20 protein-coding genes and 1 pseudogene are annotated in these 21,702 nt (G+C 45.8%); 20 read left to right on the top strand and 1 reads right to left on the bottom strand.

The genetic code is table 11. From position 1 onward, the window contains the following. Positions 1–10 precede the first annotated feature (10 nt). Positions 11–592 (top strand): TetR/AcrR family transcriptional regulator, encoded by a 582-nt coding sequence (locus GJB61_RS18680; protein ID WP_338115941.1) that lies wholly within the window; start codon positions 11–13, stop codon positions 590–592. 87 nt (positions 593–679) lie between these two features. Here the strand turns inward: GJB61_RS18680 and GJB61_RS31270 are convergent, their stop codons facing one another. Next, the gene (locus GJB61_RS31270; protein WP_195724409.1) at positions 680–817 is read right to left on the bottom strand and encodes a hypothetical protein; all 138 of its coding nucleotides are present in this window, start codon (positions 815–817) and stop codon (positions 680–682) included. Positions 818–994: 177 nt separating this feature from the next. On the opposite strand from GJB61_RS31270, the gene GJB61_RS18675 reads away from it, so the two are divergent. The 19 genes and pseudogenes from GJB61_RS18675 (at position 995) to GJB61_RS18585 (ending at position 21,493) form a co-directional block, all read left to right on the top strand. Beyond that, on the top strand, positions 995–1,975 hold the full coding sequence (locus GJB61_RS18675) for an FAD:protein FMN transferase (RefSeq protein ID WP_338115968.1): 981 nt from the start codon (positions 995–997) through the stop codon (positions 1,973–1,975). Between the two features lie 19 nt (positions 1,976–1,994). Further along, positions 1,995–2,414, top strand: coding sequence for an FMN-binding protein (locus GJB61_RS18670; RefSeq protein ID WP_154120532.1), 420 nt, complete (start codon positions 1,995–1,997; stop codon positions 2,412–2,414). 26 nt (positions 2,415–2,440) lie between these two features. Continuing rightward, positions 2,441–3,226: an EFR1 family ferrodoxin gene (locus GJB61_RS18665; protein ID WP_154120531.1), complete on the top strand. Its 786-nt coding sequence runs from the start codon at positions 2,441–2,443 to the stop codon at positions 3,224–3,226. Between the two features lie 250 nt (positions 3,227–3,476). Continuing rightward, positions 3,477–4,526, top strand: a complete 1,050-nt coding sequence (gene hydE / locus GJB61_RS18660) for a [FeFe] hydrogenase H-cluster radical SAM maturase HydE (protein WP_154120759.1) — start codon at positions 3,477–3,479, stop codon at positions 4,524–4,526. 74 nt (positions 4,527–4,600) lie between these two features. After that, positions 4,601–5,593: a 2-oxoacid:acceptor oxidoreductase family protein gene (locus GJB61_RS18655; RefSeq protein ID WP_154120530.1), complete on the top strand. Its 993-nt coding sequence runs from the start codon at positions 4,601–4,603 to the stop codon at positions 5,591–5,593. 20 nt (positions 5,594–5,613) lie between these two features. Further along, positions 5,614–7,905 carry a thiamine pyrophosphate-dependent enzyme gene (locus GJB61_RS18650; RefSeq protein WP_154120529.1) on the top strand — a complete coding sequence of 764 codons (2,292 nt, stop codon included), beginning with the start codon at positions 5,614–5,616 and terminating at the stop codon, positions 7,903–7,905. A gap of 89 nt (positions 7,906–7,994) precedes the next feature. Continuing rightward, complete coding sequence (nuoE, locus tag GJB61_RS18645) at positions 7,995–8,495, top strand: NADH-quinone oxidoreductase subunit NuoE (protein WP_154120528.1); 501 nt, start codon at positions 7,995–7,997, stop codon at positions 8,493–8,495. 43 nt (positions 8,496–8,538) lie between these two features. Next, a complete protein-coding gene (nuoF, locus tag GJB61_RS18640; RefSeq protein ID WP_154120527.1) occupies positions 8,539–10,416 on the top strand; it encodes an NADH-quinone oxidoreductase subunit NuoF in 1,878 nt (625 codons plus the stop codon). Between the two features lie 18 nt (positions 10,417–10,434). Next, entirely contained in the window at positions 10,435–12,171 is a 1,737-nt protein-coding gene (locus GJB61_RS18635) for an NADH-dependent [FeFe] hydrogenase, group A6 (RefSeq protein WP_154120526.1), read from the top strand. Between the two features lie 41 nt (positions 12,172–12,212). Then, positions 12,213–13,637 carry a [FeFe] hydrogenase H-cluster radical SAM maturase HydG gene (hydG, locus tag GJB61_RS18630; protein WP_267490827.1) on the top strand — a complete coding sequence of 475 codons (1,425 nt, stop codon included), beginning with the start codon at positions 12,213–12,215 and terminating at the stop codon, positions 13,635–13,637. Between the two features lie 27 nt (positions 13,638–13,664). Continuing rightward, complete coding sequence (gene hydF / locus GJB61_RS18625) at positions 13,665–14,867, top strand: [FeFe] hydrogenase H-cluster maturation GTPase HydF (protein ID WP_154120524.1); 1,203 nt, start codon at positions 13,665–13,667, stop codon at positions 14,865–14,867. A gap of 57 nt (positions 14,868–14,924) precedes the next feature. Then, entirely contained in the window at positions 14,925–16,307 is a 1,383-nt protein-coding gene (locus GJB61_RS18620; RefSeq protein ID WP_154120523.1) for an aspartate ammonia-lyase, read from the top strand. Between the two features lie 739 nt (positions 16,308–17,046). Next, positions 17,047–18,312 (top strand): [FeFe] hydrogenase H-cluster maturation GTPase HydF, encoded by a 1,266-nt coding sequence (gene hydF / locus GJB61_RS18615; protein ID WP_338115939.1) that lies wholly within the window; start codon positions 17,047–17,049, stop codon positions 18,310–18,312. Positions 18,313–18,848: 536 nt separating this feature from the next. After that, positions 18,849–19,607, top strand: coding sequence for a carbohydrate-binding protein (locus tag GJB61_RS18610; RefSeq protein WP_229522039.1), 759 nt, complete (start codon positions 18,849–18,851; stop codon positions 19,605–19,607). Positions 19,608–19,791: 184 nt separating this feature from the next. Continuing rightward, positions 19,792–20,127 carry a DUF1848 family protein gene (locus GJB61_RS18605; RefSeq protein WP_154120521.1) on the top strand — a complete coding sequence of 112 codons (336 nt, stop codon included), beginning with the start codon at positions 19,792–19,794 and terminating at the stop codon, positions 20,125–20,127. A 165-nt stretch (positions 20,128–20,292) separates the two neighbouring features. After that, complete coding sequence (locus tag GJB61_RS18600) at positions 20,293–20,544, top strand: spore gernimation protein GerQ (protein ID WP_154120520.1); 252 nt, start codon at positions 20,293–20,295, stop codon at positions 20,542–20,544. A 34-nt stretch (positions 20,545–20,578) separates the two neighbouring features. Further along, a pseudogene (locus GJB61_RS18595) lies at positions 20,579–21,015 on the top strand (spore coat protein). Positions 21,016–21,050: 35 nt separating this feature from the next. Beyond that, complete coding sequence (locus tag GJB61_RS18590; protein ID WP_420819757.1) at positions 21,051–21,197, top strand: hypothetical protein; 147 nt, start codon at positions 21,051–21,053, stop codon at positions 21,195–21,197. Further along, positions 21,194–21,493 carry a spore coat protein gene (locus GJB61_RS18585; RefSeq protein ID WP_154120517.1) on the top strand — a complete coding sequence of 100 codons (300 nt, stop codon included), beginning with the start codon at positions 21,194–21,196 and terminating at the stop codon, positions 21,491–21,493. Before GJB61_RS18590 ends, GJB61_RS18585 begins: the two co-directional genes overlap by 4 nt. Positions 21,494–21,702 lie beyond the last annotated feature (209 nt).

Genomic DNA, 21,702 nt, shown 5'->3' with positions numbered 1-21,702 from the left:
GGACTATTAGGTGGAAGATAAGAAAAAGGATATTTTTAATTGCGGGAAAGAGTTGTTTAGTTCCAAAGGATTTAAAAAAACCAATGTCTCAGACATTACAAAAGTGGTCGGGATTGGAGTAGGAACATTTTATAATTACTTCCCCTCTAAAGAGGCACTCTTTTTGGAAATTTTCCTGGAAGAAAACGTGAAACTTAAAAAGAGCATAATGGAAGCCATCGATCTTAACGATGCTCCCTTGGAGCTGCTCAAAAAGTTAATATCATTAAACATTAATGGCATGAACTCTAATCCAATCTTAAAAGAATGGTATAACAAAGACGTATTTGGCAAGCTGGAGCAGCAATACCGTGAAGAGAATGGAGTAAATAAGGTTGATTTCTTATATGGCAGTTTTGTGGAGTTGTTCCAACAATGGCAGACAGAAGGGAAAATAAGAAATGATATTGATATTGAGCTTATAATGGCCTTTTTTACAGCGATCATTAATATGGATACGCATAAGGAAGAAATTGGGCTTCAGTATTTTCCACAGATTCTGGAGTACATGGCGGAGTTTGTGATGAATGGTCTGACAAATTCGCCAGAATGAGGGGAGCTCGTTATGGCTCAACAAGTGTATCATTTCCCAATTCATTTCATATAGATAAGTTGAACTTAAGATTTTCCTGAATCGGCTTTAATCGTAACTGCGGTGAATGTTTGGACTTCCGGCCGCTGTTGTCTCCCGATTTCTTGATTTATTCCGCGTTAGCGGATGAAATCCGGAGACAAAGGCGGTCGCTATCGCTCCTACAGTTCCAAAATTCCCCTCCATTACTTTTGCCTTTTGCTAAGTTTTCTAGTTCAACTTATATAGATAAGGATACTTTTCCTTATACTTCTCGAAGAAAACGGTAACGTCCATATTAAGAGCGGTGAAGCCGTTTCTTCTTAGCAGATAGTGAATGAATATAATATAATTCATTCACTATCTCAAACATCTGAATTGACAGTGAACGGAGAGTTGACGATGAACAAAGCAGTTTGGGCCCAGACCACAAACGTTGGGATGGGCACCGAGATGACACACCGAGTCTTTGGCAAGCATACACAAGAAGCTCTCAGAGCTGTCAATGGTGAAGCAATACGGTTGGAATCCATACTGAGCCACTTTAAACCCGAAAGCGAGATTAGCAGGATCAACAGATCTGCAGGCATAAACTGTGAGGAATTGAGCCTGGATACTTATGAGTTGCTGTCATGTGCTGCTGAGTTCGCAAGCTTCAGCCATGGATCATTTGATGTTACCGTCGGCCCTTTAGTAAATCTATGGGATTATAAGAATTCGTCTGAGATTCCGGAAGAAGCAAGTATAAGACAGATTCTGCCTTTGGTGAACTATGTTGATTTGATATTAGATCCCAGTAAGAAGTCCGCAGGGCTTAAACAATCAGGGCAGTCCATTGATTTAGGGGGGATAGGTAAAGGATTTGCCAGCGATAAGTTCTTAGAGCTATTCAGAGACTACGGTATCACCTCTGCTTTTACAAATATCGGGGGGAATGTAGCCGCTCTAGGAACTAAACCTGATGGATCGCCGTGGCGTGTAGGTATCCGGCATCCCAGACAGTCAAACCGATTACTTGGTGCGGTGCTTGTGGCTGACAAAGCAGTGGTTACATCTGGAGACTATCAGCGATACTTTGTGGATCGTAAGGGCAAGAGGCATCATCATATTCTGAATCCGAATACCGGATATCCAGCGGAATCAGGGTTGATAAGCGTGACCCTAGTTGCGGACAGCGCCACAGTTGCGGATGCGTTATCTACTATAATCTTCGTAGCCGGTATGGAAAAGGGGCTTGAGCTTCTAAAAGGCTATCCTGGAACTGAAGTCATTCTAGTTGATAGTGACCTAGTAGTTTACGCTACGAAAGGCTTGAAAAACTGTTTTCACATTGATGTGGGTGTAAGGGTTAATTTCATAGCTTAAAGGATAGGAGAAGATTAATATGAAAAGAAAGGGGAAACGGAAAATGTTGATTGCCATTATCATTCTTCTGGTGGTTGTAGTGGTGGGATTGGGAGGCGCGTTATTCTTTACGGCAGGAGAACGGCGTGAAGCCAGAAATCTCCCTATCGGCCATGTGAATTTCAAACAGCTTCATGACGGGACTTATCTTGGGAAATATGAGGGTGGCATGTACAAATGGAGGGCCAATAAAGTTCAGGTTACCGTATCCTCAAGCAAGGTTACAGACATCAAGTTAATAGAGCATACGGAGAAGCAGCCGACTGGAATTACGGATGAATTGTTTAGCAGGGTCATTCAGTCGCAGTCGTTGCAGGTAGATACCATAAGTGGTGCAACCCTAACTTCCAAAGCCTATCTTAAAGCAATAGAAGAGGCGCTTGAAGTGGCACAGGAATAATAACAAATGAATGGAGAGGTTAGAGCATGATATTTTACTTTTCAGGAACAGGTAACTCGCTTTATGCCGCTAAGAATATTGCCCAGCATACGAACGAAGAGTTGGTTTCAATAGCTGCCGCCGAAAACTCAGGTAATACATTTAATGAATATACTCTGAAAGACAATGAAATCATTGGATTTGTACATCCTATTTATTCGTGGGGACCTCCCAGAATCGTACTTGAATTTATTGAGAAGCTGAAGCTGAATAATTACCAGGGAAATTACGTCTTCTCCATTGCAACATGTGGAGGTAACATTGGTAATACGATGAAAGTTATGATGGATGCTTTGAGCAAAAAAGGCATTAAATTAGACAGTGGATTCTCCATCACAATGCCCAATAATTTTATAATAATGGGTGACGTTGATTCTACAGAAGCAGCGACCCAAAAGCTTACTGTGGCAGATGAAACCTTGGATTATATCAACCATGTTATTGAGCGAAGAGAAACAGGAGAATTCAAGGTGGAAAAAGGCCTTTTTCCGTGGCTCTTAACCGGCGTTATCAATCCTTTGTTTAATAAAAAAGCCATTGATCCTACAAAGTTTCATGCCAATGATAATTGTACAGGTTGTGGCACATGTGAAAAGGTTTGTAACCGTAATAACATTACAGTGGATGGCAACCCACAGTGGGGGCAACTCTGTACCCTATGTCTGGCATGTATCCACTATTGCCCTGTGAAAGCTATTCAATATGGGAAAGCAACTGAAAAAAAAGGACGATATACAAATCCCAATGTACGAATAAATGAAATTATGAATTGATTTTATTTCACACTAACTCTCCATATGGACAGAGGACGAGTCGGGAAATCAAATTCGAGACAACTTTTTCCACTTCAAAGCTGTAATAGCTAAAAACGAGCCAGTCTCCAAACCCGGAGACTGGCTCGTTTTCGTTTTTGATTCGTAGTGGCCTGCTTTTAATACAATTAGTCTATTGTATCGGCATGTAAGGCTGCAGCATAGCATATTGTAAAAATAGAGCCACTGCATGTGAAGGAGGAAAAGTATGATGGAAGAATTGCTCAACCAACTATATGAGCAAAATGTGCTGACCAAAGAAGAAATCATCTATTTCCTTCAACATCTGACTCCAGATCTTACGAAGCGGTTATTTCGCTTGGCGGAAGAAACCCGTAAGAAGCATTATGATGAGAACGTATTCTTACGCGGATTAATTGAGTTCTCCAACTTCTGCAAACAGGATTGTATGTATTGTGGTCTGCGCAGATCCAATTCTAATGTGGAACGTTACCGACTATCGGAGGAAGAGATCCTGGAGTGTGCTGCTGAGGGATATCATCTCGGCTATCGTTCGTTTGTCTTACAGAGTGGAGAAGATTTTCGTTTTACAGAAGATCTGATGATTCAAATTGTCAGGAGCTTGAAGTTACGTTTCCCCGATGCAGCAATTACCTTGTCTATTGGAGAACGTAGCGAAGCTTTTTTCCGAGCACTATTCGCAGCAGGAACTGACCGATATTTACTTCGGCATGAGACGGCTTCGCGCTCGCTCTATGAATCGTTGCATCCAGGGATGTCGTACGGTAACCGCATGAACTGCCTGCATACCCTGAGGGAAATCGGCTATCAGGTTGGAACTGGATTTATGGTTGGGCTTCCGGGTCAAACCTACTCGCATCTTGCAGAGGATCTGCTTTTTCTGAAAGAGTTCCATCCGGAAATGATCGGAATTGGTCCATTCATTCCGCATAGTGCAACTCCACTTAAAGATGCAGTCGGTGGAACAGTCCAGGACACACTCGTGATGATTGCGATGGCAAGATTGTTGGTGCCGGATGCTCTAATGCCAGCCACCACAGCTATGGGTACACTGGACCCCATAGGTCGGGAGAAGGCACTCTCGGCAGGAGCCAATGTGGTCATGCCTATCCTGTCCCCCCTAAAGGTTCGCAAGAAATACGCCCTGTACGAGAACAAGATCTGCATGGGCGACGAACCTTCCCATTGCCGGAATTGTATTGAACTGAGAATCGCAGCCTCTGGATACAAGATTGAACTCAGTCGCGGGGATCACTGCAACTTCACTCGCACGACTTAGCAAGATCTATACTGTGAAACTCGTTTTAATAGTGAAAGTGAAATAATTCACGTAATTTCAAAGGAGGAAACCAGATGTCTACTTTACCGAAGAAGAATGCGCTTGGCTTTTTCGAAATCCGCCTTGAATCCATCGGTGGACTTGGTGCCAATCTCGCAGGTAAAATGCTTGCCGAGACAGGTGCGATCGAATTGGGCTTTAACGCGGCCAACTTCTCGTCTTACGGCTCCGAGAAAAAAGGGACGCCCATCAAAACCTTTGTTCGCTTCTGTGATCCAGAGGTGGAAATTCGCGACCACAGTCCCATCGAAGAGCCCCACCTTGTTGCGGTTTTTCACGAAGCGCTGTACAAGAATGTCAATGTTGTTAGCGGCATGCAACCCGATGGGGTTGTTCTGGTTAACACCACACGGGACTTCGAGGAAGTTCGCGCAAGTCTCAAGCTTGAATACGGAACGATTGCCTTAGTGGATGCCATGGGTATTGCCGTTGAAGAGAAAACCAAAGTGAATACTTCGATGCTTGGCGCTATTTTCCGCGTGTGTGACTTTCTGGATCCGGAAGCGATGCGTACGGTGATCCGCAGAACCTTTGAGAAGAAATACCCACACTTGGTTGAGCCGAACATTCGTACTTTTGATCGCGGGTACAATGAAGTGAAATTCAAAACCTATGAAGTGCCAGCAGGTACTGAAGCGCTGCCTTTCAAACGTGCACAGTCTCTGCTTGGTTATAAAACACAATTGCCTGGCGGTGTCATTTCGGCTCAAGGAAACAGCATTTTGAAGGATTTAAGCGGCTCGCGTGCAGGCTTGCTGCCGGTGCTGAATGCCGAGAAGTGCATCAGCTGCGCGGCTTGCGATAACGTATGCCCTGACTATTGTTTTGTATGGGAAACGGCTGAAGACAAGCGAGGTCGCCAGCAGCAGTTCCTGCGCGGAATCGATTATCAATACTGTAAAGGCTGTCTGAAATGCATCGAAGTATGTCCAACTGATGCTCTTAGCAGTCTGCGTGAAGAGGTTGGTTTTGCTGAACAACATCGCGTTGCCCAAGTATTTAAGTAAATTGAGGGAGGTTACGGAAAATGTCTGTAAGTGAAAATCAATTGTCAGAGGTTTTGCCTGCTGAGCAGGTCACCCACTTTGAATCCGGTAATGAAATGGCTGCTACAGCTGCTGCGCAAATCAATTACCACATCATGGGATACTTCCCGATTACACCATCTACAGAAGTTGCTCAATACCTGGATCAAATGAAAACTAATGGTCTGCACGATATTCAACTGATCGCAGCTGATGGTGAACACGGTTCTGCGGGGATTTGTTACGGTGCAGCAATGGCAGGTGCACGCGTGATCAACGCCACCAGTTCCCAAGGCTTCTTATATATGCTTGAACAGCTTCCCACCCAATCCGGAACACGGTTCCCGATGGTCCTTAACCTGGTTACCCGCGCCATCAGTGGACCGCTTGATATTCGTGGCGATCACTCTGATTTGTATTATGGCCTTAATGTAGGCTGGGTCATTCTGACTGCCAGTACACCGCAAGCTGTATATGACATGAACATCATGGCACTAAAGATTGCAGAGCACTCTGAAGTTCGTCTGCCTGTCATCGTTGCCTATGATGGTTTCTTCACCTCCCACCAAAAACGCAAAGTACAATACTTCAAAGACAACCAAGTCGTTCAAGATTTTGTAGGTCCAAATCCAAATCACAACTATCCGAACGTATCAGATCCTACCCGTCCGGTAACCATCGGTGCGCATATGGGTGGCGATGACCTCTTGAATAATCACTATCAGCTGTCAGAAGCTTTGAATAAAGCAGGTGAAGTATATACGGAAGTCGCTCGGGAATATGACCTCTTGTCAGGCCGCGAATATCCGGTTCTCGATCTGTACCGTATGGATGATGCTGAAGTAGCTGTATTCTTGCTTAATTCTGCAGGTGAATCCGCAAAGGATACCGTTGACGCGCTTCGCGCCAAAGGCATCAAAGCAGGGTTAGTACGTCCGAACATCATTCGTCCGTTCCCTACGGAACAGCTGCGCCAGGCACTGCGGAACGTCAAGGCACTGCTTGTTGGTGAACGCGCTGATTCTTATGGCGCTGAAGGCGGCAACCTGACTCACGAAATTCGTTCTGCGCTGCAAGTAGATCCAGAGAACAAGACGATCATCCTTTGCCGTATCTTTGGTCTGGGCGGTAAAGATTTCTATGCTGACGATGCCGCAGCGTTCTTCCAACTGGCGATCGACGCCGCTGAAAAAGGCTATGCGGAGAAACCGTTTGACTATTATGGATACTACCCCGGGGAAGAAAAGGACGCGCTTGTTCCGGTGATCGAACCATTGCATGGTGATGCCTTCAAAACGGGTCTGATCCAGGTTACCCAGAATGAAGAAACCGGTCTGTTGAAAGTTAAACTTCCGCCCCTTCGTCAATTGACGGTAAAACCACATCGTTTAACTCCTGGTCATGGCGCTTGCCCTGGTTGTGGTGCACTCTCCGCACTGGAGCTGTTCTTTAAGGGGATCGAAGGCGACATGGTCGTCCTCTTCCAAACGGGTTGTGCGTATGTTGTAACAGCAAGTTATCCGTACTCATCCCATAAACAAAGCTTTGTGCACAACCTGTTCCAGAATGGTGCAGCTACATTAGCGGGTATGGTGGATGCCTTCTATGAATTGAAGCGCCGCGGCGAAGTTCAGGTTTCCGACGATGTAACCTTTGTTATGGTATCCGGTGACGGAGGGATGGATATCGGGATGGGAGCAACAGTAGGTGCCGCACTTCGCAACCATAAAATGATTATCCTTGAGTACGATAACGAGGGTTACATGAACACTGGATCACAACTGTCCTACTCCACGCCAATGGGTCACATGACCAGCACATCCGGTGTCGGTAAAACTCAGAAGGGGAAAAAGGGCCATCACAAGGATACGGCGCAAATCCTGGCAGCATGTAATATCCCTTATGTATTTACGGCTGCTGAGTGCAATCCGCAGGATCTGCTGCAAAAAGCTGCAAAAGCACAGTGGTACGCCAACAACGTGGGTACAGCATACGGTAAACTTCTCTGTGCTTGCCCGTTGAATTGGAAGACCTCCGATCAGAATGGCTATGATTTGGTGAAAGCAGCCGTGGATTCCTGCTTCTTCCCGCTATATGAAATAGAACAAGGAATCACCAATATCACCTACAATCCAGAAGAGAAAGGCAAGCGTATTCCAGCAGTCGAATGGTTGAAAGGAATGGGCAAAACCAAACATCTTCTGAAGGATGAAGCGCTGCTGCAGAACTTTGAAACTGAAATTGAGCGTCGTTGGAGCCGTCTAAAGCTTAGACACGAAAACTCGCTGCTCTAAGAATTTCTCAATTGAAAATCATTCTCAATACATTATATCCAGATTTGAGCAAAAGATGCTGAATTCTTGAGTGAAGGGAGCAATCATCAATGGAACAGCAACAAACCAACAGCAGTGGGGGCGTAGCCGAAGCTGATGAGAAGTTGGAAAAAATACAATTGGCTATACAGCAGTTCAAAATGATCAAAGGCGCTCTTATTCCTGTTTTACATGAAATACAGGATATTTACGGCTACCTCCCAGAACCCGTGCTTAAGGTGGTTTCCACCGAGCTTAATCTGCCCATGAGTGAAATATATGGTGTGGCATCGTTTTATCATTTCTTTTCACTTACACCTAAAGGAGAGCATGTTATCCATGTCTGCATGGGTACTGCATGCTACATCAAGGGTGCACAAACAGTGCTTGACCGCCTGAGTACTGAACTTAATGTGGCTGTACAAGGTACTACAGAGGACAACAAATTCACGCTTGAAGCGACCCGTTGTCTGGGGGCTTGCGGGCTTGCACCGGTTATGACGATTGGCGAGAAAGTACACGGACGGCTGGTCCCCAACAATGTCCCGAAAATTCTGAATGAATACAAGTGATCATCTTGTGCAACACATGTACTTTTAATAGGGAGGGTTTAGCATGTTGCTGTTAACGGATCTTGATGCCATCAGAACGCTTACACAGGGTCGTCTGGAGAACCGCAAGATTACAGGACAATCCGCGGATTCCATCCAGTTCAGATCCGTGATGGTGTGTGGGGGTACGGGTTGCACCTCTTCAGATTCCAATACAATCATCGACGCTTTGAATCAGGAACTTTCCAATCAGGGTATTCAGGAGCAGGTGGAGGTTGTGCGTACAGGCTGCTTTGGCCTTTGCGAACTGGGTCCAGTCGTTATCGTTTATCCTGAGGGCATTTTCTACAGCCGAGTGGAAGTGAAAGATATTCCAGACTTGGTTGAACAACACTTGCTGAATGGCAAGCCATACGAGAAAAAAGTGTACGAGAAGACCAAGCAGGATGGCAAAATCCTCAACTTTGAAGAAACCGATTTCTATAAAAAACAAGTTCGGATCGCCCTGCGCAATTGCGGAATCATCGACCCGGAAAATATCAATGAATATATTGCCAGCGATGGCTACAAAGCCCTCGGCAAAGTGCTTTTGACCATGAGCCGCCAACAGGTCATCGATACCATGAAGAAATCCGGGCTTCGGGGACGTGGTGGAGGTGGATTTAACACGGGTCTGAAGTGGGAGTTTGCCGCCAAGCAAGATAAAGAACAGAAGTACGTGATTTGTAATGCCGACGAAGGAGATCCCGGAGCGTTCATGGATCGCTCCATTCTGGAAGGCAACCCTCACTCTGTTATTGAAGCGATGGCCATCGCTGGCTTCGCGATCGGTTCCAACCAAGGCTTTATCTACGTTCGTGCGGAATATCCCATCGCTGTTCAACGTTTTGTGAAAGCACTTGACCAAGCTCGCGAGTACGGGCTGCTGGGTGATAATGTACTTGGAACTGGGTTCACTTTTAACATTGATGTGCGTCTGGGTGCCGGAGCTTTCGTCTGCGGAGAAGAAACAGCTTTGATGCACTCTATTGAAGGCCACCGGGGAATGCCAACCCCCAAACCCCCTTTCCCAGCTGTCCAAGGTCTGTGGGGTCAACCCACGATCATTAACAATGTAGAAACACTGGCTAACGTAGCCCAAATTATTCTTAACGGTGCTGACTGGTATGCAAGTATCGGAACGGAGAAATCCAAAGGCACGAAAGTATTTGCATTGGGCGGCAAAGTCGTGAATACCGGACTTGTTGAAGTTCCGATGGGGATTACTTTGCGCGAAGTCATTTTTGAAATTGGCGGCGGTATTCCAGGGGGCAAAAAATTCAAGGCTGTCCAGACCGGAGGGCCCTCCGGCGGGTGTCTAACGGAAGAGCATCTGGATTCTACTATCGATTTTGATACACTGACCAGTCTCGGTTCAATGATGGGCTCCGGCGGCATGATCATCATGGACGAAGATACTTGTATGGTTGATATTGCCCGTTTCTATCTGGATTTCACCCGCGATGAGTCCTGCGGTAAATGTACGCCTTGCCGTATTGGGACCAAACGTCTGCTTGAAATGCTCGATCTGATCACCGAAGGCAAAGCAACGATGGAGGATCTTGAGAAGCTTGAGAACCTCTCCCTGCAGATCAAGAACGCCTCTCTATGTGCCTTAGGTCAAACCGCTCCAAATCCGGTATTATCCACTATTAAATTTTTCCGTGAAGAGTATATGGCCCATATTCATGACCAGAAATGTCCGGCTGGTGTCTGTAAGTCTCTGATCTTGTATCAGATCAATGCTGATCTCTGCAAGGGTTGCAGCCTCTGTGCGCGGAAGTGCCCAAGCAATGCCATTTCCGGCAAAGTGAAGGAACCGTTTGTAATCGACACGCTGGCCTGCATCAAGTGTGGCGTCTGCTTCGATGTCTGTAAGTTCAAAGCCGTAGCGATAGTCTGACGATAGGAGTGATTAAGCTTGGATACGATTAAAATTACGATCGATGGGATCGAGACCGAAATCGCCAAGGGTACAACGGTGCTCGAAGCGGCCCGTGATCAGGGCATTCATATTCCTTCTCTATGTTATTTGAAAGGTATCAACCATTCGTCGAGTTGTCGTATTTGCGTGGTTGAAGTGGGTCCAAGACTCATTGCTTCCTGTACGCTGATTGCGGAAGAAGGCATGAAGATTCAGACGAACACGAAAAAAGTCCGTGACGCTCGTAGAACATCGGTTGAACTACTATTGTCCGATCACGACCGGGAATGTCTTAGTTGCTCCCGAAGTGGGGGCTGTGAGCTGCAAACGGTATCGAATGATCTCAATATTCGTAAAGTTACCTACGTTGGTGAAAAATCCAGTCAGGAGAAGGATTATAGCTCACCCTCAATCGTCCGTGACGCCTCCAAATGTATCCTTTGTGGCCGCTGTGTCGGAGCTTGCGGAACTTTGCAAACAGTTAACGCTATCAGCTTTGCCAAACGTGGTTTTGATACGGTGATCTCGACCGCGTTCGGTCGCTCGCTTGCTGAATCCACCTGTGTGAATTGCGGTCAGTGCATTATGGCTTGTCCCGTTGGTGCTCTTACTGAGCATGAGAACATCAGTGATGTATGGAAGGATCTCGCGGATGCAAGCAAATATGTTGTGGTCCAAACAGCACCAGCTGTACGTGTTGCTCTTGGAGAAGAATTTGGCCTGCCTGTGGGGACGCGTGTCACCGGCAAAATGGTTGCTGCACTGCGGAAGCTTGGCTTCGATAAAGTGTTCGACGCCAACTTTGCTGCTGACCTGACGATTATGGAGGAAGGTACAGAGCTAATCTCCCGCCTTGCCAGCGGAGAGAACCTGCCGCTTATGACGTCCTGCTGTCCAGGCTGGGTCAAATTTATGGAGCATAACTTTCCAAATAGGCTGGATAACTTATCTACCTGCAAATCGCCGCATGAAATGGAAGGGGCCATGGTTAAATCTTTTTTTGCCAAGAAGATGGGGATAGATCCGTTAAATATTGTTGTGGTCTCGATCATGCCTTGTACCGCGAAGAAGTTCGAGGGTGCGCGTGACGAGCTGTCTCATGAAGGGATGCAGGATGTCGATTGGGTGCTGACGACCCGAGAGCTGGCCGCGATGATTAAAGAAGCCGGGATCGATTTTGTGAATCTGAAGGGTGAAGCCTTTGATAATCCGATTGGCTCGGGCTCTGGGGCCGGTGTTATTTTTGGGGCCACCGGTGGTGTTGCAGAAGCCGCACTTCGTACCGTATTCGAGATCACCTCTGGAAAGGAACTGGATACCATCGAATACACGGCTGTCCGGGGAATGGAGGGTATTAAGGAAAATATCATCGAACTGCCTAACGGACAGAAGATTCGTACGGCTGTTGTGCATGGTCTCGGCAATGCGCGTAAGCTGATGGAAGCGATGGAACGTGGTGAGAAAAGCTATGAATTCATGGAAGTGATGGCCTGCGTCGGGGGTTGTATCACAGGTGGTGGTCAGCCTATCGTAGATGCGCGAACCTCTGAGCGAATCGATATTAAGGCAGAACGCGCCAAAGCGATCTACAGCGAAGATGAGGCGCAAAGTATTCGTAAATCGCATAACAATCCTTATATCAAAGCTCTTTACGAAGAATTCTTAGGGGAGCCTAACAGTCACCTAGCGCATGAACTGTTGCACACTCGATACGTGAAACGTTCCAATTATTAATAAGCAGGGTGCCTTTGTCTACTATTAGGAGGTTGGCGAAATTGCGAAAGGATTGGGAAGCAGCCGATTTTATCGATGACGAGGAAATTTTATGGAGTCTGGAAGAGGCTAAATTGAAGGCTGGTGATCCTGCCTATGTAATGGCCATTCTAGAGAAAGCAAGGGAGTGCAAGGGACTTACCCACCGGGAGGCAGCGGTTCTTCTAGAAGTTACAGATATAGATATTTTGGATAATATTTACCGATCTGCGAAGGTTATTAAAGAGAAAATTTACGGAAACCGCATTGTTTTGTTCGCACCGTTATATATAAGTAACTATTGTGTCAATAATTGTGAATACTGTGGATATAAACACACCAATACAGATTTCCTGCGGCGGAAGCTGCAGATGGATGAATTAGCGAATGAAGTCCGTGTGCTGCAGGAATTAGGTCACAAACGACTTGTGCTTGAAGCAGGAGAAGATCCGGTGAACTGTGACATTGACTACGTTGTCGAATCGATCAAGACGATTTATTCCGTAAAAGTGGATAATGGCAGCATCCGCCGCGTGAATATTAACATTGCCGCTACATCCATCGAGGATTATCAGAAGCTTAGGGAGGCGGAGGTGGGGACCTACATTTTATTTCAGGAAACGTATCACAGACCCACCTATGTAGCCATGCATCACCAAGGACCCAAACGTGATTACGACTGGCATGCTACAGCCATGGATCGTGCGCAAATGGGGGGTATCGATGATGTTGGTGTAGGCGTTCTCTACGGGCTATACGATCATAAGTACGATACCATCGCTATGCTGATGCATGCGGAACATTTGGAGAAGAGATTTGGTGTTGGCCCCCATACCGTATCTGTTCCTAGATTACGCGAGGCAGAAGGTGTAAATCTGGAAACGTATCCCCATTTGGTGAAGGATGAAGATTTCAAGAAGCTTGTGGCCATCCTGCGTTTGTCTGTTCCCTATGCCGGGATGATTCTTTCCACCCGCGAAGAGCCATCATTCCGTGACGAGGTAATCAAGCTTGGTATTTCTCAAGTGAGTGCAGGCTCTAGTACAGGCGTCGGCGGATACATGGAAGCCAAACAAGGAACCGCCGGTCAGTCGAAAGAGAAACCTCAGTTTGAAGTCAGTGATCATCGTTCACCCGAGGAGATTATTCGCGGGCTATGCCAGGATGGATATGTTCCGAGTTATTGTACTGCCTGCTATCGAGAAGGACGTACAGGTGACCGTTTCATGCGCTTGGCTAAATCCGGGCAGATCCATAATATTTGCCAACCGAACTCTCTTTTAACCTTTAAAGAATACTTGCTTGATTATGCGGATGAAGAGACCCGTACACTGGGGGATGAAATCATTCGTAAGGGTCTTGCTGATATTCCGAAGGAATCCGCGAGAAAAGCCACCATTGATCGGCTGCAGCGCATTGAAAAAGGCGAACGAGATTTGCGTTTCTAAAGATCCAATCTAAAGGAGAGATTCGCTATGCAGTTTACACCACAATCGAACAAGATGCACATTGCCGTTTATGGACGGAGAAATTCCGGGAAATCGAGTCTGATTAACGCACTCACCGGGAAGACGACTTTACTGGTTAGCGATGAGCCGGGAACAACGACTGAACCGATTTTCCAATATTTAGAGATGAAAAAGCTGGGTCCCACCATAATCGTGGATACACCCGGAATTGATGATGATACAGACCAGGGCCTATTCCGGGTTCAGAAGACCAGAGAGGTTATGGATTTAACCGATCTTGGGATCATGATCTTCTCGGAAGAGTCCGATGACTATAAGCTGGAAAAAGAATGGGTTCACGAGCTGGCTAAACGGAATATCCCAGTCATCGGGGTTATTGCCAAAACGGATGATCATTATGTAGATATTGATTCTTTAAAGACATCATTGAAGAACATCCCCATCGTCAAGATTAGCGTGAAGAGAAACACCAACCTTGGAAGTCTTCGCCACGCCATAGGTGAATTTGCTCCGGCTGAATTTGAAAGATCCAGTATTGTGGGTGATCTGGTCAACTATGGGGATCTGGTTCTTATGGTTATGCCTGAGTTGATCCCTGCTCCCAAATATCGGCTGGTTGCTTCGCAACAGCAAATCCTTCGGGATCTGCTCGATCATCACGCTATAGCCTTGTCTGTTACGGAAGAAGAATTGCCCGAATTGCTCACGCGCTTAAATGGCTTACCGAACCTTGTCATTACCGATTCCCAGGTATTTGATAAAGTGAACGAGATCATTCCCGCTAATGTGCCGCTAACTACCTTTGCGATCCTGATGGCCCGCTTCAAAGGCGACTTGGATACGTTTGTGGCAGGTGCCGAAGTGATCTCAAGTTTGAAACCTGGAGACAAGGTTCTGCTGTCAGAGGCCTGTATTCATCACCCGCATAATGGAGAGATTGACCGTGTGTTAGTTCATGCCAAGCTTCAGGAAATGGCTGGTGGCGGTCTGGATATCACTACGAGTGTAGGCCCGGAATTCCCTGACAATATATCTGAGTATAAACTGATTGTTCACTGTGGAGGTTGTATATTTAACCGTAAACAACTGATGATGCGCCTGATGAAATCAGGGGAGCAAGGTGTGCCCATCACCAATTATGGCATTGCGTTTGCTTATTTCCGGGGAATTCTACCGCGTGTGCTGGAAGTCCTGCAAGTGGAGGCTTGAGCGTAGGAGAGGTATAAATAATCGGCGGTGCATCCGCTAGTAGAGGACGGCCTTGGTATGGAGGAATCCCGAAATCATTCCCGCAGTGAACAGGATGCATTAGGTGCAAAGGATATCCCAGCGGCTGCTTATTACGGTATTCATACAGCTCGGGCCATGGACAATTTCCCTGTAAGCGGTAGAGCTGTTAACGCTCATCTAATCCATAGTTTAGTTATGGTGAAAAAGGCAGCAGCGCTGGCTCATCTGAAGCTGAATACCTATCCAGCAGAAATAGCTCAGTCTATCGTGCAAGCCTGTGATGAACTTCTAGCAGGCGGTTACAGGGGGCAATTTACTGTGGATGCTTTGCAAGGTGGGGCTGGGACTTCCACGAATATGAATGTGAACGAGGTTATAGCTAACCGCGCAAATGAACTCATGGGTGGAGCCTTGGGAGCGTATTCACGGGTACATCCTCTGGACCACGTCAACTGCTGCCAATCCACTAATGATGTATATCCAACTGCGCTAAGAATGGCTGCTATCGGTCTGGTTCGGCAGTTAAGTCAAGCCTTTGCTTCCCTGCAGGAAGCCCTTCAGGAGAAAGAAGAGGAATTCGCAAACGTTCTCAAGCTGGGTCGTACGGAGCTAATGGATGCCTTGCCGATGACGGCAGGGCAAGGCTTCGGAGCCTACGCCAAAGCCATAGCCCGAGATCGTTGGCGGATATACAAGGTTGAAGAACGGCTGCGAGAGGTCAATATTGGAGCGACAGCCATTGGAACAGGACTTAATGCACCGCCGAAATATACGTTTTATATCACCGATCTGTTGCAAGATTTGACTGGTTACGGACTGGCACGGAGCGAATATCCGATGGACTCCACGCAGAATATGGATATTTTTGTTGAAGTATCCGGTCTGTTGAAGGCCGCTTCCGTTAATCTCTTGAAAATTTCCAGTGACCTGCGGCTGCTGGCAAGCGGCCCGACAGGCGGCTTTGGAGAGCTAGGATTGCCGGCGGTGCAGGTGGGTTCCTCGATTATGCCGGGCAAAATAAATCCAGTGATAGCAGAGATGACCGGTCTTGTTGCTATGCGTGTCATTGCCAATGATACGGCAGTAACGATGGCGGCTGCAGCTGGACAGCTGGAGCTTAACGCTTTTATGCCGCTGATCGCGGATGCGCTTCTGGAATCCTTAGAGATCCTGACTAATGTCGTCCGGCTGTTCGAAGACCGCTGTGTGCGTGGGATTGTTATTCATGCTGATCGATGTCGCGAATGGGTAGAAACCTCTGCTGTGCTGGCTACTGCATTAGTAAGCCACATCGGATATGAGAAAAGTGCAGCGATTGCCAAACAGGCCAAGTTAGAAGGCAAAACGGTGCGCCAGGTGTTGCTAGAGGCGCAGATTCTCCCGGAGGCGCAGATCGATAAGATTCTGAGTCTCTATTAAGAAAACCCGAGGCTCCGCCTCAGGTCCTTGTCTACATCCATACTTTCTGAGCAGGATAGGGAATTGGTATGGGGCTTGGGCCGCTGTTGCTCACAAGTGAATGGAGACGGAATCATCGCGATTTCCTCCGTGTGCTTAGACTCCCAACAGACATCGTTGACTGCCTCCGTGTTCTCTAAACGGCTTCCTAAGCTTCCATGCTCACGTCTTATTGGGGAGAGGAAGAACTTCATCATTGGTATTAGTTAATGAATGGAGAGAAGTCGAGAGTATGGACTGGGAGCAGCGGATGTCGGCTAAATGTTGTATTTTTTACAACATCTCTCTCGGTAATAGCCGATTAATGTTAAATTGCTGTATGTAATACAACAATTTACTTAAAAAGGAACTCTGCAACATGAGAAAGTTGTATTTCATACAACAATTCCTACTTGTGGAGTAGATATAACGAATATTATTGTATATTATACAAAATTTTCACTGGAGAGCAATTGGTTGAGAATATCAGTTACATCACTAAGAATTTGCTCCATGAGTGTTTTAACTATTTAGGTTTTTTATCAAGAGCTGATTATGGCGTTGAGCCAGTAGATTTGCGGCATGGGTATCTTATCTTTCAAGAAGAAACGACTTCGTCGTGCTTTTAGTAAGATTCTTATATTTCAAGTGACCAAGCCGGGTATACCCGGCATATAAGTGGAGACCGGAGTTAACGGGTCTGCTTAAAGGAGAGATCAGCGTGAGTATGAACGCTACCCCACGCTCAAGTCGCTTGCACATCGCCTTATTCGGCAAGCGCAACACAGGTAAATCAAGCATTATTAATGCCATAACCAAACAAAATATCGCTGTCGTGTCTCCCGTTAAAGGGACAACGACAGATCCCGTATACAAATCCATGGAGCTGCTTCCACTTGGGCCGGTTGTATTGATAGATACGGCAGGCTTGGATGATGAAGGAGAGCTTGGGGAGCTGCGGAAGAAGAAGACACTTGAAGTTCTAAACAAGACTGACGTGGCCTTGCTGGTAATTGATGCTGCTTGTGGAGTGACCCCATTCGATCAGCGAATTGCCGAGATCGTTCGCAGCCGGGCTATTCCAACTCTTGTTCTTTTAAATAAAATTGATCTGTTAACAAACACGAACGTATCCCATGCGGACGACCTAACAGCTCTAGTTAACCAGGTTACGGAGGAACTGGGGTTTAAGGTCATCCCAATATCTGCATTAGAACAGCAAGGGATGGGGCACCTCAAAAAAGAGCTGATCGCTGCTGTACCCGACGAGGATGATAAATTCCGCATAGTCGGTGACCTAATCTCTCCAGGAGATTTGGTAGTGTTGGTGGTGCCGATTGATAAAGCAGCGCCGAAAGGCCGATTAATTCTTCCACAGCAGCAGACCATTCGTGACATTCTGGAGAGTGACGCCATTGCGGTTGTTACCAAAGAATATGAGCTGAAAGAAACACTTGAGAGTCTTGGCAAGAAGCCGCGACTTATCATCACAGATTCACAGGTATTCCTGAAGGTTGCAGCAGATACGCCAAAGGATATTCCGCTGACCTCATTCTCGATTTTGTTTGCCCGGAACAAAGGTGATCTGGAAGAGATGGTTAGGGGCGCCCGGGCGATAGATCGACTGCAAGATGGCGACAGAGTACTGATCGCAGAAGCCTGTACACATCACCAGCAGCCAGATGATATCGGCAAAGTGAAGCTTCCACGTTGGATTCGTCAGGCCACTGGGAAACAGATACAGTTCGATTTTGCGAATGGGATGGAATTCCCGAATAACGTGAAAGACTACGCGCTGATCGTTCATTGTGGCGGATGCATGATGAATCGCCGCCAGATGCTCTGGCGCGTGGAGCAAGCGGTAGAGGCTGGAGTTCCGATCGTCAACTATGGCGTTGCGATTGCACATGTCCAGGGTATTTTGGAGAGAGCTATTTCCCCGTTTCCACTGGCCCGTCTGGTTTGGGATGAAAGCTTGTCGGAGTAAGATCTCATTAACGTTGATATGATAGAGACCACTATAAAGAAGGATGACTTCTTGGGTGGTCTCTTTGGGTCGGGAGGAGTTACATCTTATGTAGGGAATTTAATAGAGGAGAGTGATTCTCGCTGAAAAGCTTAGAGAAAGTTTTAGACCTAATGGAATTTAAAATTTAAGGTAATCTCATTTGTGTGACCTTTTTTGCGGCTAATCAAGATATAGCTTTTTATCAAAATCCCTTGAGCAGAATGTCGATTGTCTTCAAGGGATTTTTGTGCTGCATTCCTGTTATTTAGACTTTTTATGACAAAATATATTATTACTTAATATATAAAATATGTTACTTATTTACTATTTACACCAAGAACAAATAAAGCTATTGTTTTAAAAGGAAATGAATGTATTTCCGTAAATTACATTTTGTTTTCAAAACCTTAAAGGAGGAATGAAAGAACAATAACGCGTACAAATATATGTCTTCCTTGTCGGCTCAGATTCAGATGTGAAAATTTATAATTAGAGGAGAGATAACTGTGAAAGCAATGAAAAAACTTTTTGCTGGATTGATGATGTTTACTCTGATTTTTTGTGTATCCTTTGCCGGATCGGCATTTGCCAGCGGTAATGAGGTCAAGCTTATTGACTCGGATGTCAGCGTCATTTATAAACCTGGATATGTCGGATTCAGCGGCAATATTGAAGTTGCTAATCTGGGACCCGTGAAGAATGTGACTGTCCACTACACGACAGATAACACAAATTGGTATGATACGAGTGCGTCTTATGTTGGGACGGCGGATGTAAACCGTGAGAAATGGCATTTTAGCATTTCCAGAACTGATTCTACAACAGAACATTCCGAGTTGAAGAATCTGAGCTTCATAAAATTTGCAATCAAATACGATGTGAATAACCAAACCTATTGGGATAACAACGGAGGAGCGAATTATTACAATGAAGTGAATCACACAGTCCCCCTAAGTTCTGTGATTTTGGGATCACCAAATGTGCTTAATGCCAATAGTACTCTGAGCAATGGTGATTTTAGCGGAAATATCTATGTGAAAAACCTGAATCCGACAAAAACAGTAAAAATACTGTACACAACGGACGACTGGGCAACGACTCATGAGGGCTACTCCACTTATAATGGCTCCTTGAATAATTTCAATAGTGTTGAAAGATGGAACTACAGTTTCAATGTTCCGGGTGCTACAAATGTTAAATATTCGATTTCGTATACAGCTGGTGGGCAAACGTATTGGGATAATAACTATGGCTATAATTACGAGGTATTCTAATTCATTTTAATATACATTCAATAGCAGGATCACAGGCGGCTTATTATTCCGCTCTGAGATCCTTTTCTCTGTGGAGACCGTTTTTCAATTCCGGTTGAAATTGTCATCGGATGATCGAAAACCGCACTCTGTAAACTTCCGAAGTCAAGCAACCAGGAGTAATATAGAATTGGAGGGAAAGAACATGATCATTAGTGCGAGTACACGGACAGATATCCCTAGTTTTTATTCGAAATGGTTTATGAACCGGCTGAAAGATGGGGAAGTGCTAGTTAAGAATCCGCGAAATCCCTGTTCGGAGACAATTGATCTAAGCCAATTCAAGATTACACATGCCGCTTGTTTTGATCAAGGAATGGTGGAGAAGATTATTGACTGCCCCATTAAAGTGAAAAGACGCGAATCAACGTGCGGCCTGCGGATGCATAGGGAAGCGTGGATATTGGAAGTTATGAAAGTTGCTCCTACGGCTGTGTTTATTGCTACTGCACAACAAAAAACCACCTCTATTGATTGGTGAGCCAAATCCTGATCATTTGGTTACGACAGAGTCGTTAAGACGCAAAAAATCTCGCAGTTATCCTTGTTTTAAAAGACCCGTTTCTTCTTGATATATTTCAATGAATAAGTTCAATTTAGAGAGACAAGATATCTCAGATGAAATATTGTAAAAGAAGGTGGATATATGATCAATCAGCAGCAAACATTAACCGCTCATGAATCCCTTGAAATCCATGAAGCGATCAACTTCAAAACCCTTTGCTTAGCCAAGTCCAAATTAATGCAAGGCCTGGTATTCGATCAGGAACTGAAAGATTTGATGCAGAAAGATGTGGAGCAGTCCAGTCAAGCTATTGCCGAACTGCAAGCTGTATATGCCAAAGCTCCCTTTCATGCGCCTGTCCCGGAATTCCGACCGACACCAATCTTAAATTGAGGTGGAAATGATGACAATGGAACAGGCCGATCCCATGAAGATGGATTATGTTGACCCGGCTAACGCGCTGAATATGCCTGAAATGGCGATATGACGTTTGCCACAGATTTTCTTCTTCGCGCCAAAGAAGGGGTTCAAAACACAGCAGTAGCACTAACTGAAAGCGTGTCTCCTGATGTCAGAGCCCTGCTGCGCAGTCAGCTTCAGCAAGGCATAATGCTTCACCAGGAAATTACGGATCTTATGATCCGCAAGAAATGGTTTCATCCTTATGATCTTCAAAAGCAGTACCAACTGGATCAGCTCTCGGCTGATGATTGTTCAGGAATGAGCGGAAAAATGTCTCCGCTTGAATCTCTGGCTGCGGGTCTTAAATTGCATGGTGGTGCTATGGGTGGTTTCGTGATTGCCTCACAGGCTGTACGTAAAGGTGGAATTCCTATATGGTCTATGCCTTGCACGAAACGCTAGAAGTTCACGAATTAGCAGCATTCAAAATAGTATGTATGACCAAAGCAAAGACGATGAAAGGATTAGTTTCCGATCCGACTTTACAGAGTATCCTGCAACAAGATGCTGAAATCTCAACTCGCCAGTTGCAGGAGTTGGGTTCAATTCTGACCCAAGCCGTTGAACAGGAGATGAACCTATGAACTTCATTCTTGAGCATTTAACAGGCATGAACACCCTGACCGATCAAGTAATAGCGATGGACTTTCTGATCAATGCGAAGAGCGGTGTGAGAAACTATGCGCTGGCAGTAACCGAGACCGGGACACCCGAAATCAAGGCGATTCTAACGAGACAGTTGGAGGAAGCCATCGATACCCACGAACAAATCCTGAATTATATGCTGGAGCGTGAATGGTATCATCCGTGGAACGTAAAGGAGCAATTCCAGCATGACCTGAAGAACATTCTGACTGCTTTAGATGCGCCCACGCTGTAACTTCGGATTTTACCCCTGCTCTCAAAAAAGACCTCGAAACCGAATCCAGACTTGATTCGGATAGTGAGGTCTTTTAAATGTGCGATCATCTTAATGTAATCTTAATGCTATAGCCAATGTTGTAATACTATGCTGATTTTGCACATGATATACTAGCGCTGTGTGAACAGGATATATTAGAAGAAAACCAAAGATGAACAGATAGGTGG

The organism is Paenibacillus monticola, from assembly GCF_009664975.1.
In the GTDB taxonomy this organism is placed as follows: domain Bacteria; phylum Bacillota; class Bacilli; order Paenibacillales; family Paenibacillaceae; genus Paenibacillus_AQ; species Paenibacillus_AQ monticola.
The sequence above is the reverse complement of the archived record's forward strand: the minus strand, read 5'-3'. Positions and strand labels throughout refer to the sequence as shown.

Bases quoted from the DNA above. Each gene is read 5' to 3' on its own strand.
- GJB61_RS31270 (WP_195724409.1), bottom strand. From the start codon at position 817: ATGGAGGGGAATTTTGGAACTGTAGGAGCGATAGCGACCGCCTTTGTC.
- GJB61_RS18670 (WP_154120532.1), top strand. From the start codon at position 1,995: ATGAAAAGAAAGGGGAAACGGAAAATGTTGATTGCCATTATCATTCTT.
- GJB61_RS18665 (WP_154120531.1), top strand. From the start codon at position 2,441: ATGATATTTTACTTTTCAGGAACAGGTAACTCGCTTTATGCCGCTAAG.
- hydE (WP_154120759.1), top strand. From the start codon at position 3,477: ATGGAAGAATTGCTCAACCAACTATATGAGCAAAATGTGCTGACCAAA.
- GJB61_RS18655 (WP_154120530.1), top strand. From the start codon at position 4,601: ATGTCTACTTTACCGAAGAAGAATGCGCTTGGCTTTTTCGAAATCCGC.
- GJB61_RS18650 (WP_154120529.1), top strand. From the start codon at position 5,614: ATGTCTGTAAGTGAAAATCAATTGTCAGAGGTTTTGCCTGCTGAGCAG.
- nuoE (WP_154120528.1), top strand. From the start codon at position 7,995: ATGGAACAGCAACAAACCAACAGCAGTGGGGGCGTAGCCGAAGCTGAT.
- nuoF (WP_154120527.1), top strand. From the start codon at position 8,539: ATGTTGCTGTTAACGGATCTTGATGCCATCAGAACGCTTACACAGGGT.
- hydF (WP_154120524.1), top strand. From the start codon at position 13,665: ATGCAGTTTACACCACAATCGAACAAGATGCACATTGCCGTTTATGGA.
- GJB61_RS18620 (WP_154120523.1), top strand. From the start codon at position 14,925: ATGGAGGAATCCCGAAATCATTCCCGCAGTGAACAGGATGCATTAGGT.
- GJB61_RS18610 (WP_229522039.1), top strand. From the start codon at position 18,849: ATGAAAAAACTTTTTGCTGGATTGATGATGTTTACTCTGATTTTTTGT.
- GJB61_RS18605 (WP_154120521.1), top strand. From the start codon at position 19,792: ATGATCATTAGTGCGAGTACACGGACAGATATCCCTAGTTTTTATTCG.
- GJB61_RS18600 (WP_154120520.1), top strand. From the start codon at position 20,293: ATGATCAATCAGCAGCAAACATTAACCGCTCATGAATCCCTTGAAATC.
- GJB61_RS18590 (WP_420819757.1), top strand. From the start codon at position 21,051: ATGACCAAAGCAAAGACGATGAAAGGATTAGTTTCCGATCCGACTTTA.
- GJB61_RS18585 (WP_154120517.1), top strand. From the start codon at position 21,194: ATGAACTTCATTCTTGAGCATTTAACAGGCATGAACACCCTGACCGAT.